The sequence below is a fragment of the Caballeronia arvi genome, from assembly GCF_001544695.2.
Lineage (GTDB): Bacteria > Pseudomonadota > Gammaproteobacteria > Burkholderiales > Burkholderiaceae > Caballeronia > Caballeronia arvi.
In genome coordinates this window covers 180806-192235 of the sequence record NZ_FCOM02000010.1, presented here as the reverse complement: position 1 = coordinate 192235, position 11430 = coordinate 180806, and the positions used below count along the sequence as shown (strand labels likewise).

Annotated in this window: 13 protein-coding genes; 2 read left to right on the top strand and 11 right to left on the bottom strand. The window is 63.7% G+C overall.

Going from position 1 to position 11430, the window contains the following annotated elements:
• Window positions 1–76 precede the first annotated feature (76 nt).
• Window positions 77–1375, top strand: a complete 1299-nt coding sequence (locus AWB74_RS14840; protein WP_061147496.1) for a DUF2325 domain-containing protein — start codon at window positions 77–79, stop codon at window positions 1373–1375.
• A 3-nt stretch (window positions 1376–1378) separates the two neighbouring features.
• Here AWB74_RS14840 and AWB74_RS14835 read toward each other — a convergent pair whose 3' ends face one another.
• From AWB74_RS14835 to AWB74_RS14805, 7 genes are all read right to left on the bottom strand, one after another.
• A complete protein-coding gene (locus tag AWB74_RS14835; RefSeq protein WP_087039008.1) occupies window positions 1379–1789 on the bottom strand; it encodes a winged helix-turn-helix domain-containing protein in 411 nt (136 codons plus the stop codon).
• 57 nt (window positions 1790–1846) lie between these two features.
• The gene (locus AWB74_RS14830; RefSeq protein ID WP_061147494.1) at window positions 1847–2386 is read right to left on the bottom strand and encodes a nitrogen fixation protein NifQ; all 540 of its coding nucleotides are present in this window, start codon (window positions 2384–2386) and stop codon (window positions 1847–1849) included.
• A complete protein-coding gene (locus AWB74_RS14825; protein WP_087039022.1) occupies window positions 2383–2871 on the bottom strand; it encodes a molybdopterin-dependent oxidoreductase in 489 nt (162 codons plus the stop codon). The genes AWB74_RS14830 and AWB74_RS14825 overlap by 4 nt, the downstream gene beginning before the upstream one ends.
• A gap of 158 nt (window positions 2872–3029) precedes the next feature.
• Window positions 3030–3254 (bottom strand): hypothetical protein, encoded by a 225-nt coding sequence (locus tag AWB74_RS14820; RefSeq protein WP_061147492.1) that lies wholly within the window; start codon window positions 3252–3254, stop codon window positions 3030–3032.
• A 163-nt stretch (window positions 3255–3417) separates the two neighbouring features.
• Entirely contained in the window at window positions 3418–3621 is a 204-nt protein-coding gene (locus AWB74_RS14815) for a cold-shock protein (RefSeq protein WP_061125902.1), read from the bottom strand.
• A gap of 226 nt (window positions 3622–3847) precedes the next feature.
• Entirely contained in the window at window positions 3848–4900 is a 1053-nt protein-coding gene (locus AWB74_RS14810) for an extracellular catalytic domain type 1 short-chain-length polyhydroxyalkanoate depolymerase (RefSeq protein ID WP_061147545.1), read from the bottom strand.
• Window positions 4901–4933: 33 nt separating this feature from the next.
• Window positions 4934–5350 carry a hypothetical protein gene (locus AWB74_RS14805; RefSeq protein ID WP_061147491.1) on the bottom strand — a complete coding sequence of 139 codons (417 nt, stop codon included), beginning with the start codon at window positions 5348–5350 and terminating at the stop codon, window positions 4934–4936.
• 150 nt (window positions 5351–5500) lie between these two features.
• Here AWB74_RS14805 and AWB74_RS14800 point away from each other — a divergent pair, with 150 nt between their 5' ends.
• Window positions 5501–6406: an NHL repeat-containing protein gene (locus tag AWB74_RS14800; protein WP_235024574.1), complete on the top strand. Its 906-nt coding sequence runs from the start codon at window positions 5501–5503 to the stop codon at window positions 6404–6406.
• Between the two features lie 12 nt (window positions 6407–6418).
• Here the strand turns inward: AWB74_RS14800 and AWB74_RS14795 are convergent, their stop codons facing one another.
• The 4 genes from AWB74_RS14795 to AWB74_RS14780 form a co-directional block, all read right to left on the bottom strand.
• Window positions 6419–7312 (bottom strand): ABC transporter substrate-binding protein, encoded by an 894-nt coding sequence (locus tag AWB74_RS14795; protein WP_087039021.1) that lies wholly within the window; start codon window positions 7310–7312, stop codon window positions 6419–6421.
• A 124-nt stretch (window positions 7313–7436) separates the two neighbouring features.
• Window positions 7437–8474: an ABC transporter permease subunit gene (locus AWB74_RS14790; protein WP_061147488.1), complete on the bottom strand. Its 1038-nt coding sequence runs from the start codon at window positions 8472–8474 to the stop codon at window positions 7437–7439.
• A 24-nt stretch (window positions 8475–8498) separates the two neighbouring features.
• Window positions 8499–10037 (bottom strand): sugar ABC transporter ATP-binding protein, encoded by a 1539-nt coding sequence (locus AWB74_RS14785; RefSeq protein WP_061147487.1) that lies wholly within the window; start codon window positions 10035–10037, stop codon window positions 8499–8501.
• Window positions 10027–11268 carry an ROK family transcriptional regulator gene (locus tag AWB74_RS14780; protein WP_061147486.1) on the bottom strand — a complete coding sequence of 414 codons (1242 nt, stop codon included), beginning with the start codon at window positions 11266–11268 and terminating at the stop codon, window positions 10027–10029. The genes AWB74_RS14785 and AWB74_RS14780 overlap by 11 nt, the downstream gene beginning before the upstream one ends.
• Window positions 11269–11430: the final 162 nt, after the last annotated feature.

Here is an 11430-nt window from a genome sequence, read left to right as displayed (position 1 = left end):
GTGCGCCGATCCGGCTTTTCGGTATCGTTATATTCAGTGGTATATTACGAGCCAGCCGATCGAGCACGAGGTCATCATGCAGAGCCCTCCGTTTCAACTCGCCCGCACGAGCGCACACGCGCATCGCGACACATGCTGCCAGCCGACCGAAGCCGACTTGCGCACGTCGCGCCGCCGCGCGCGTCTCGCGGAACTGGATCCGCATCTGCATTGCTCGATCATCGGCACCTGTCTTTCGACGGGCGAATTGCGCAAGCTCGTGCCGAAGTTCACCGACCTCGATCGCTATCACGCGAGCGATCTGGAGATTCACCACGCGGCGGTGGAACTGGCGATCGCGGGCGGCGCGGGCGCGAAGGCGCTCGACAAGGCGCTCGACGAGCGTTACGCGGGCGCGATTCGCCGCTTCGACGCCGCGCGCGATCCGGCGGCGCTGCTCGATCTGTGGAACGAAGCGCTGAAGTCCGGCGATATCCCGCCCGCGTACTGGGCGCTGATGTCGCATCCGCACGCGACCATCGACGTGCGCCAGTCGGCGTTCGGCGAGTTGCACATGCTGTCGCATCTGGTCGGCGCGGCGAATCGCGCGGATATCCGTCGGCTGGTCGCGCTCGAAGCGGAGAATCAGGCGCTCAAGGACAAGGTCGACCGGCAGCAGGCGCGTCTTGTTGAACTGAGCGGCGAGCGCGATGCGTCGGTCAGACAGATTCGCGAGCAGGCGCTGCACATCGATCGCAAGCCCGATGCGACGACCGCGCAACTCGAAGCCGAAGTCGAACGCCTGCGCGAAAAAGCCGACGATGCCGAGCGCCGCCTCGCGCTGCATACGAGCCGCCGCGAAGCCGCCGAGCAGCGCGCGCAGCAGGAAGAGGACGAGACGCGGGCGTTGCGCAACAAGCTCGGCGAAGCGCACGCGCTGCTGAAGGTCGTCCAGGCCGAATGCGCGGCGCTGGAACGCGCGACGCTCGATGCCGCCGATCAGCCTGACGCGCGTCGTCGTGCCGTCGAATGGGTGAGCGGCAGGCGGATCGTCTATGTCGGCGGAAGGCCGAATTCGAATGCGGTGCTGAAGTCGCTGGTCGGCGCGGCGGGCGGCGAGCTGATCGTGCATGACGGCGGCATCGAGGATCGCAAGGGCTTGCTTGCCGCCGCGCTGCCGAACGCGGATGTCGTGCTCTTTCCCGTCGACTGCATCGATCATGATTCGATGAACATGCTGAAGCGGGTCTGCGAGCGGCACGGCGTGGAGTACTCGCCGCTGCGCACCGCGAGCGTCGCGAGTTTCGTGGAGTTCGTCGCGCGGCTCACCGCGAGCACGCAGCACAGGCGCGTGAGCGGGCCGCCGCCGTCCGCGTTCTGCTTACGGCATGGCTAGAGGCTAGGACTTGAGCAGCTTCGTGAGCGATTCGATCTGCGTGGCGCACGCGGCTTGCGCCTGCGCTTCGACCTCGCGATAAAGCCGGATGATGCTCTCGCCGACAGGTGTCAGCACACAGCCGCCGCCGCTTGGGCCGCCTTGCTCCGAGATCGTCGCGGGCGATTCGAGCGAGCGGTTGAGCTCGTCGATGAGCAGCCACGCGCGCCGGTACGACATGTCGAGGCTGCGCGCCGCCGCCGATATCGAGCCGTGCTTGCGCACCGCTTCCAGCAGCGAAATCTTGCCCGGACCGATCGCGATGGTCTCGCCTTTCGTGACGCGCATGCGAAAACGCACCTGGGCCGGCTGGCTTGCCGTATCCGCCGCGTTCGTCTCCTTCGCGCTTGCCGTTGTTTTGTGGGTCGTCGCCATGCCAGAGAGAATACACGAACGAAAACGGTCGGACGTTTCCTCTCACGGGCGGACGCGTCAGCGGTTGCCCGGATAGCAGAAAGCGTAATCCTCGCATCCGGGACAGCCCGGCGCGCACGTCGGCGCCTCGCCGCGCGCGTGCGCGACTTCCGCCGCCAGAAACTTCTTCCAGCGCATGTTCGTGACGTTGCGCGCGACGAGCGCGGGATAGTGACGTGTGAGCATATCGGTGACGTCGTCGCGGCCGGAGAGACCGAGATCGCGCCACAGATGATCGGGGCGCAGCGACGCCGCGCAAATGATCGTCGCGAGACCGTGCGCGTCATCGCGATGCCGCGTCGTCGTTCGGTCGTGCCACATCAGGAGCGCGTGCAGATCGCGCGTGAATGCCGTGCGTGGCGTGAGATGCAGGAAATGTTCGAACGTCGCGCCGGGAAAGTGCCGGCCGATCAGATTGGCGAGCGCGCCGGCGTCGAGCCCGAGCAAAGGCAAATCGCCCTGTTCGATGCGCGCGCCTATGAGCCGCGCGAACAGCACGGAATCGGGCGAATTCGAATCGATCGCACGATCCAGCAGCGCACGCGCTGTCGAGTTCATCGATGTGACTGCCCGAGCACGTGGGCATCGACGCGAACGAGGCGCTTCATGTGGCGCGGCGCGTGGACGTTGTCCGCGCCCGAAACGAGCACCGGCAAACCATCCGCGATGCCGAGTTCCCGATCCTCACACTCGTACGCGACGATCACCTTCTCGCCGATCGGCGTATTGAAAAGCTCGTGCCACGAGAAGGTCACGGCATAGCCATCGTGCGCATGCGCGAGGAACACGGTGCGCTTGAAATCCGTGTTGTCGGGACGTCGCACGCCGGCTGCCTCGAGCAGCACGCGCAACTGCACGCCGCGATAGCTTCCCATCGGGCGAATGTAGCGTCCCGTCGAAAAGCACACCAGATCGAACGGCTCGATGCTCGCGCGCGGGAATTCGCGCAACGCGGCGACATCCAGCGTGAGCGGTCGTTGCACCATGCCGCCGATCTCGATGACGACGCACGGGCCGGAAATAGCTGGGCTTGGTGACGGCATGGTTGCATGGCTGGGCAGCATAGGTCGGTCTCGCTTCATCGGGCGTTATATCCGAGACTACACTACGGTGCGCCCGATGGCTTCTTCGTCCGCGCATGATGGACATGTTTCCCGCCATAACTGGCGAGTCGCAGCGAAGAGCCGTCAAAGCCCGGGATCTATCCCTTGCTGTTGATCCAGTCTTCTGCCCACTCCCGGGAGAAATTGGTGGCTTCGATTTCCTTGTCGAAATAGCCGAGCGAGTAAAACCGATATTGCATCTTTTCAGCGAGAGCGTTGGATCGCTCAAGCAGCAGATCTGCTGAGAAATAACCGTCGGGCAGGCGGTGTGCCGAAGGACGCACGGAATAACCGCGATAATCTTGGAAGAGTGTCTTTTGCATTATATTTTTTGGTTTGTGTAGGCGTGCTCTCGAGCGAGAGACGGCGGGAACGCGCGCAGCGTTTTCCGCATAGAGTGGTGAGATTTCGACCACGTGGCGTGCGGGCGCCGAGTGGGCCCGCACGGACCGGGCTCCGCGATTGGAGCCCAGTGTTCTGCAACGATCAGAGCGGCTTGATGTTTGCAGCTTGCAGTCCCTTCGGACCGCGCTTCGTTTCGAAGCTTACTTTCTGGTTTTCGGCCAGGGTCTTGAAACCATCGGCGCGAATTTCGGAGAAGTGGGCGAAAAGATCGTCGCCGCCATTATCGGGCGTGATGAAGCCAAAGCCCTTGGTGTCGTTGAACCATTTGACGATACCGGTATCCATCTGGAATCCTTGAAAAAAAATTTGAATAGAAAGTGCGTTCCGCAAAGGAACTGAAGAAGCAGCAAGGAGGGAGTGGACAACGAATACCGCGAGACAGAACGGAATATTGATGAGCAGCAATCGAACTTCTTGGATACTTCCAAACGCGACTTTATCAATTCTGACAAAAGTAGTCAAGCATTCGTCGGCGCCGCCTGTGCCGCAGTGACAGCGCCGACTGGAACGCTCAATGACGGCGAGAGTGTGCGAGGAAGAATCGCACCATTTCCGCACTGGCGTCGGGTCCGGATGGATCGGTATAGCTTCCGCTCGACGAGCCGCCGGCCCACGCGTGAGGCGCGCCGTGGATGGTCCAAAGTTCGGCGTCCACGCCTGCGCGAGACGTCATGTGCCGGACCGTGTGCTTCCGTGCGCCGGCATGACCGGACGATGCACGTTCGGTGAATCCCTGTACGAGTTCACTGGCGTTGGCGGGATGGACGGTCGCGTCGGCATCCCCGTGAAATACGATCAGCGGACAGCGGGGCGTCTGGCTATCGTGCGTGCCCGCGCGCCCGGCCTTTCGCGCCTTCTTGCCACCGCGCATCGCTGCCAGCGCGGACGGCAAATCGTGTGCGCATCCAACCGGCAGACCCGAATGAACACCGGCCGCCGCGTACAGATCGGGATACGTCTGCGCGACGATTGCCGCCATCGCGCCGCCGGCGGAAAGGCCAGCCACGAAGACACGGTTCGGATCGACGCGATGACTCGCCATGACCTCGCGAGTGATGCCCGCGATCAACGCGGGCTCGCCCTGATCGCGCTGCTGATCGCCACGCCTGAACCAGTTCCAGCACTTCGACGTATTTGCGCCTTGAGGCTGAATCGGATAGACGACGATAAAGCCGTGCTTCTCGGCGAGCGCGTTCATTCGCGTGCCGGCTGCGAAATCGTCCGCGTCCTGCGTGCAGCCATGCAGCATGACGATGAGTGGCAAGGGATCGCTGCCGTCATGACTCGGCACGTAGACCTTGTAGTTTCGCTGGCCAGCGGCGCTGGCGTAGCTTCGCATGCTGAAATGCCCGCGATCCTGCACGTCGGGTTCGGCTTGCGTCGTATGTGCTTGGCGCCAGGGTTGCAGCGGTTGCAAGACGTCGGCGAAGCGTGTTGTCGTCACGTCCGTGCGCTCGCCGCGCATGGCGCGCTTCACGATCTCCGCTGCCGCGGCGGGATCGTTGTTGCGAAAGAGTGCGAACGCCTCTTTCATCGAGTCCAGAAAGCCTTCGTTGAGTTTCATGTTCGTTCCGTTGTCGGGCAAAGAGTCAGGGCGCTAACGGATTCGATCCGCGAGCGCAGCCTTGACCGCCGGTGATGCATGGAGCGCGCCTCGAACCAGAATCGAGTCGATCGCTGCCAGCGCGAGTTCGGGAGAGACGTCAGTGGCAATGCTGGCCAATCCGAGCACCTGAATCTTGAGCCGCTGGTTGGCCGCGACCGCCGCTTCGAGGTCGTGTTTCGAAAAGTGCTGAAGGCCCAGGACGAATTCGCGGCGCGTCACCGTTTCCTTGACGGCCGGCGCGTGAACCGACAACTGATTGCGGATCGCCGTACGAATCAGATCCGTGCGATTCGAGTAAAAACCTTCTTCCACGAGCAGATCGATCTGGCCCAGATCCACCGGACCCAGGTTGATCGTGATTTTTTCGGTCTCGCTGCCGCGTGATCGATCGACTGCCTCTTTTGCCATCTAACCCTCCCGTTACCATCCATATGGATGGTTATAGGCTGATTTCAAGAGGGCGTCAAATTATTCGAGTCGGCATCGTCGCGAGGAAGGTCGCGCGCGTTGTATACGCGCCTGGATTACGATGTGTAGCGTTATCGACGGGAGATGCGCATGAAGCGGCGGCTGATGGCGGCATTTGCAATGTCGATGTTCCTCGCGGCGTGCGGCTCGCTCGCGCCGGGCACGAGCGCCCGCAAGGCGCCGCTCGCGGGCGCGCCGAACGGTGTCGCCGTGCGCGATGCGGACGGCGCGGTGTTCGTCACCGACGACAAGACCAACGGCATCGTGATGGCGTCGAATATCGGCGACAGCGATTTTTCGCTGTACGCGCGCATTCCGGCAGCCGAAGGCGAGCGCACGGGCTTGAGCCAGATCGCGTTCGCGCCGAACGGACACCTGCTCGTCGAGCGCTTCGGGTTCGGCGCTGCGAGCGCAGTGTTCGATGTCGCGCCGAGCGGTCAGATCGCGCTCGCGTCGGACACGAATGCGGCGCGGCGGCGGCTGGGCCTGCTCGTGCTCGATGGCGGCACGTTTCTGTCGAGCTGGTTCGTGAAGGAAGGCAGCGCGCCTGCGACGGGCGGCGTGAGCGTGATCACGCGCGGAACGGCCCCGCGGCAGGTGATCGAGCGCGATATCGTCACCGGTTTGCAGAAGCCGGTCGGACTCGCGGAGGTCGCGGACATGCTCTATATCAGCGATCAGGCCGCGAACCGCATCTACAAAGTGGATTTGCAGGCGGCGCGCGCGGCGAACGCGCCCGTGCCCGCCAGCGATGTCTTCGCGACCATCGACGCGCCCGACCTGATGGCCGCGTCGCCCGACGGCACGCTCTACACGAAGTGCGGCGCGCACGCCGTATGCAGCATTTCGAAGCGGGGCCGGCCGAGCGTCATTGCTAGTGATCTGGAATCGCCGCGCGGCGTCGCGGTGGATGTCGCGAGGAAACGGCTCATCGTCGTCGACCGGTCGAGCGCGCCGGACAAGCCGAGCGCGCTCCTCGTACTGCCGATCAAATAGCGATCACGATGCTCAGCGCGGCGACGACCAGCCCTTGTAGCTGCCGACGTTCTCGCGCGTGACGAGCGTCGAGGGCAACAGAATGACCGCGTTGGCCGGCTTCTTGCCGTTCATGATGTCGTAGCCGACGCTCACCGCTTGCTGCGCCATCGCCCACGGGTCTTGACTCGCGGACGCCTGCACCAGCGTGTCGCTCTTCAGCGCGGTCTCGATATCCGGCGCGCCATCCACCGACGTAATCACGATATTGTTGCGATGCAGTTGCTTCGCCGCGAGGTCCGTGCCGATCGCTTGCGGATCGTTGATCGCGAACACGCCGTCGAGCTTCGGGAAACGCGTGAGATAACCTTGCATCGCGTTCATGCCGCCTTCGCGCGAGCCCTTGGCGTCCTGATCGTCGGACAGGACCTTGATGCCGGGATTCTTCGCGAGCACGCTCTTGCAGCCGTTCACGCGATCGATGACCGCCGATACCTGCGGCCCGTTCTCGATCACCACGTTGCCTTTGCCGTTGAGCTTTTTCGCCAGGAAATCGCAGGAGATTTCGCCGGCCTGCACGTTGTTGGTCTGCACGGTGGCGTCGGCGCCCGCTGCCGCCACGTCCACCGCCACCACGACGATGCCCGCCTTCTGCGCCTTCTTCACCGCCGGCTCGATCGCCTTCGGATCGACGGCGTTCAAGAGGATCATGTCGACGTGCGCCGAGATGAAGTTGTCGATCTGCGTGAACTGCTTGTTCATGTCGTAATCCGACGATACCGCCGTGACCTTCGCGTTCGGATTGATCGACTTGGCCTTCGCTTCCGCGCCCTTCGAGATCGTCACGAAATACGGATTGCCGAGCGAGCCGACCGTGATGCCGATGGACTTCAACTGCTTGTCGGCGGCGTGGGCGGATAGCGACATCGTGAACCCGATTGCGAGGGCGACGCTGGCGAAAAGCTTATTGTGTTTGCGCATGTTGTTGTCTCCGGTTGGTCCTTTTTTTGAGGGCGGGCGCAAGCGGACCCGAATGCGCCCGAATAGCCGATTACGTGCGAGCCGAACCGCGTTGACGATAACGATCGAGCGCCACCGCGCCGATGATCACGAGGCCCTTGATGATGTACTGCCAGATATCCGATACGCCGAGCAGCACGAGGCCGTTGCTCAATACCGCGATGATGAGCGCGCCGACCAGCGTGCCGACGATCGAGCCCACGCCGCCGACGAAGCTCGTGCCGCCGAGAATCACCGCGGCGATGGCGTCGAGTTCATAGGACTGGCCGAGTTGCAGCCCGTTCGCCGCATAGAGACGCGCCGCCGACATTACCGCGCCGAGACCCGCCAGCAGACCGGAAATCGCGTAGACGAAAAGCTCGATGCCCCACACCTTGATGCCCGACAGACGCGCCGCTTCCGGATTGCCGCCGACCGAATAGATGCGCAGGCCGAGCACCGTGCGGCGCAGGATGAACCACGACACGAGCACGACCAGCAGCGCGATGATCACGAGCCAGGGCACGCCGAAGAGCGTGTCGTTGCCGATGAACGCGAACGGCAGTTGCGGATTGAAGATCGTCGTGTCGTGTCCAATCAGCCGCGCGATGCCGCGCACCGCGGTGAGCGAGCCGAGCGTCACGATGAAAGGCGGCAGTTTCAACAGCGCGATCAAGAGGCCGTTGATGACGCCGAAGCCCAGACCCACAGCGAGCGCGGCCGGGATGCCGAGCCATCCCCAGCCCGGAATATTCGATGCAAGCAGTGCCGCGACCGCTCCCGCCGACAGAATCGAGCCGACCGAAAGATCGATGCCGCCCGTCAGAATCACGAACGTCATGCCCGCTGCCAGCACGATATTGATCGATGCCTGCTGCGTGACGATCGACAGATTCTGGAAGCTGAAAAAGCCGTCGGTCACGATGCCGAAGCCGATGCACAGCAGGATCAGCACCGGCAGCATGCCCGCGGTGCGCATCAGCACCTGCATGCGTTCCTTGTGCTCGATGCGCGTCTGACGTTGGGCCGTGCTCTCCGCCTTTGCAACCGGGGCGCTGCCCGTTTCGTGGTGTTTCGTCGTGTTAGCCATGTCTCTCTCCAGATATGCTTTTCGTCAAGCCGCCAGCGCGACCTTCGAGCCCGTCGCCAGTTCGATGATTCCTTCCTGTGAAATCGGCTTGCCGGAATGGCCGCCGAGTTCGCCCGCGATTTCTCCTTCGCGCATCACGAGCACGCGGTCCGCCACGCCGATCACTTCCGGCAGCTCGCTCGAGATGACGATCACGCCGACGCCCGAGCGCGCCAGATCGTTGATGATTCGATAAATCTCCGATTTCGCGCCGATATCGACGCCGCGCGTCGGTTCGTCGAGGATCAGCACTTCCGGCTTGGTTTCGAGCAGGCGCGACAGCAGCACTTTCTGCTGATTGCCGCCCGACAGCGCGCCGACATTCACGCGCATGTTCGGCACGCGGATCGTGAGCGCGGCGATCGCGTCCTTCGCCCGCGTGTTGCCGCGCGCGAGATCCATCACGCCCGCTTTCGCGTCGCGGCCGGCGATCGTGATGTTGATGTTGTCGCGCACGCTCATGTCGAGGAAGAGGCCTTGTCCCTTGCGGTCTTCGGTCAGATAGACGAGACCGGCATCGATCGCGTCGCGCGGCGTGCGCAGCCTGACCGGCTTGCCGTGCATCGACACTTCGCCGCGCGTCTTTTCTTCAGCGCCGAAGATCAGGCGCGCGAGTTCCGTGCGCCCCGCGCCGACGAGTCCCGCGATGCCGAGCACTTCGCCCTTGTGCAGATCGAGGCTGCATCCTTTGACGCGATTGCTGTCGGCGATATCGCGCACGGACAGCACCACGTTGCCCGGATCGTAGGGCGCGTGCTCCTTCTTGTAGAAGCCGGAGATATCGCGGCCGACCATCATCTTCACGAGGCTTTCGGCGGACAGTTCATCGCGCATCAGCGTGCCGACATACGAGCCGTCGCGCAGCACCGATACGCGGTCGCTCAGTTCGTAGATCTCAGCCATGCGGTGACTGATGTAGATGATCGCGATGCCTTCCGAGCGCAGTTGCCGCACGAGTTCGAACAGACGGTCGGTTTCGCGCGACGAGAGCGGCGTCGTCGGTTCGTCCATCACGAGGATGCGCGCCTTCGCGTGCACGGCCCGCGCGATTTCGACGAGCTGCCGCTCCGCGATCGACAGATCGCCGACGAGCGTATGCGGTTTGAACGCAGCGCCGAGGCGCTTGAGCACATCCTCGCAGCCGCGCTCCATACCCGAGCGGTCGACCAGTCTTCCGCGACGCAGTTCGCGCCCCGCATAAATGTTTTCCGCGACGGAAAGATTCGGCGCGAGACTCAGTTCCTGATAGATCACGGCGACGCCGAGCGCGCGCGCGGCAAGCGGTCCGTCGATGGCGACGATCTTGCCGTCGATGAGAATCTCGCCGCCCGCATCGGCCTGATACGCGCCCGACAGGATTTTCATCAGCGTGGACTTGCCCGCGCCGTTTTCGCCCATCAGCGAATGCACTTCGCCGGGATAGACCGAAAGGCGCACGTCGTTGAGCGCGCGCACGCCCGGAAAGGTTTTGCTGATGCCGCGCATTTCGAGCAATGGCGGTCGGGTCGAAACATCATGCGGCATGGTGCACCTCCTGCGATTTGAGGCCCGCGTGACGGATGACGGCGCGCGGTGAGAAGTTGAAGAACATCGGCAGCGTGGCGGCGCCGATCGCGCCCGCATCCGGGCCGAAAGTGCCGCGCACGAGCGTTGGCGTTCCGCGCGCTTCGGGCGCGTTGGCGGCGAGCGTCGCCGAAAGACGTTTGACGAGCTTGTCGAGCAGGCCGCCGTCGATGTCGGAATCGATCACGACCATCGGCACGTCGAGCACGCAGAGCGTCGCGCGCAAGGCGGGCGCGAGCGCTTCGATGCAGTCGTCGATCCATTCGTCGACGGCCGGAAGACGCCGCTCGATGCACGCCTGCAAATCGACGCGGTTGTCTGCTGCCGCGCCGCTGTAATTGAGATGGCGCACGAGCGCGTTCAGCGACGCGCGCGACAGCAGAATGTCCCACGGGCCGGAGGGCTGCGGCGCGGACGGCAGGCGGCTCGGCGGCACCGGAATCACGCCGATATCGCCCGCGTTGCCCGACGCGCCGCGCAGACAGTCGCCGTTGATCGCGATGCCGCCGCCGATCGCCGAGCCGAGAAAGAGATAGACGAAGTCGTCGCAGCGGCGGCCGTGGCCGTAGAAGAGTTCGGCGGTGGCGGCGGCATTGCCGTCGTTCTCACTGAAAACCGGCAGCGACAGCGCGTTGCCGAGCATCCCGGCGAAATCGGTTTCGTCCCAGGCGCGGAAGGTTTCGGCGGGAAGGCCGAGTTCGCGCAGCCACGAACCGAGATTGAAGGGCTGCGCGATGCCCACGCCCGTCAGCCGTTCGCGCTCGGTCGCGGAAAGCAGGCCGAGCATGCTCTCGATATCGCGCCGCACGATTTCCAGGACTTCGGACGGATGCGGCAGCACGGCGTCGAGGGCGCTGCGGGCGAGCACATCGCCGGCGAAATTGACGAGCACCGTCTCGATGCCCGTGCGATCCAGCCGCACGCCGATGCCGAACGCGCCGCGCGGATCGAGCCGGATGAGCGACGCGGGCTGGCCGCGCTGGCCGTCGAGCCGCCGTCCGGTGTACTCGATCAGGCCCGCATTTTCCAGCGATTCGACGATGCTGCCGACCGCCGTGCTCGTCAGATTCGCGTGACGCGCGAGTTCCGCCTTCGAAGCCGGTTCGGCGCGGCGCAGCGCTTGCAGGAGCACACGCTCGTTGTACCGGCGGACGTTCGCGGAGTTGCTTCCTCTGCCGCTTGGAGATTTCACGCGCTGCCTCCGTTTCGAAGCGGTCTTGCCGCCGTGTATTAATTAAATCAAGTTGATTTATTTAAGACCGAAGACGCGACGAAGTAAAGCAGGGAAATCCCGAGGCACGTTTTTAGGCGTCCGCTGAGGACGACGTGAACGTTGCGCCTTCCACACTAGGCG

Bases quoted from the DNA above. Each gene is read 5' to 3' on its own strand.
- AWB74_RS14830 (WP_061147494.1), bottom strand. From the start codon at position 2,386: ATGAACTCGACAGCGCGTGCGCTGCTGGATCGTGCGATCGATTCGAAT.
- AWB74_RS14825 (WP_087039022.1), bottom strand. From the start codon at position 2,871: ATGCCGTCACCAAGCCCAGCTATTTCCGGCCCGTGCGTCGTCATCGAG.
- AWB74_RS14840 (WP_061147496.1), top strand. From the start codon at position 77: ATGCAGAGCCCTCCGTTTCAACTCGCCCGCACGAGCGCACACGCGCAT.
- AWB74_RS14815 (WP_061125902.1), bottom strand. From the start codon at position 3,621: ATGGATACCGGTATCGTCAAATGGTTCAACGACACCAAGGGCTTTGGC.
- AWB74_RS14835 (WP_087039008.1), bottom strand. From the start codon at position 1,789: ATGGCGACGACCCACAAAACAACGGCAAGCGCGAAGGAGACGAACGCG.
- AWB74_RS14805 (WP_061147491.1), bottom strand. From the start codon at position 5,350: ATGGCAAAAGAGGCAGTCGATCGATCACGCGGCAGCGAGACCGAAAAA.
- AWB74_RS14795 (WP_087039021.1), bottom strand. From the start codon at position 7,312: ATGTCGCTATCCGCCCACGCCGCCGACAAGCAGTTGAAGTCCATCGGC.
- AWB74_RS14820 (WP_061147492.1), bottom strand. From the start codon at position 3,254: ATGCAAAAGACACTCTTCCAAGATTATCGCGGTTATTCCGTGCGTCCT.
- AWB74_RS14810 (WP_061147545.1), bottom strand. From the start codon at position 4,900: ATGAAACTCAACGAAGGCTTTCTGGACTCGATGAAAGAGGCGTTCGCA.
- AWB74_RS14785 (WP_061147487.1), bottom strand. From the start codon at position 10,037: ATGCCGCATGATGTTTCGACCCGACCGCCATTGCTCGAAATGCGCGGC.
- AWB74_RS14790 (WP_061147488.1), bottom strand. From the start codon at position 8,474: ATGGCTAACACGACGAAACACCACGAAACGGGCAGCGCCCCGGTTGCA.
- AWB74_RS14800 (WP_235024574.1), top strand. From the start codon at position 5,501: ATGAAGCGGCGGCTGATGGCGGCATTTGCAATGTCGATGTTCCTCGCG.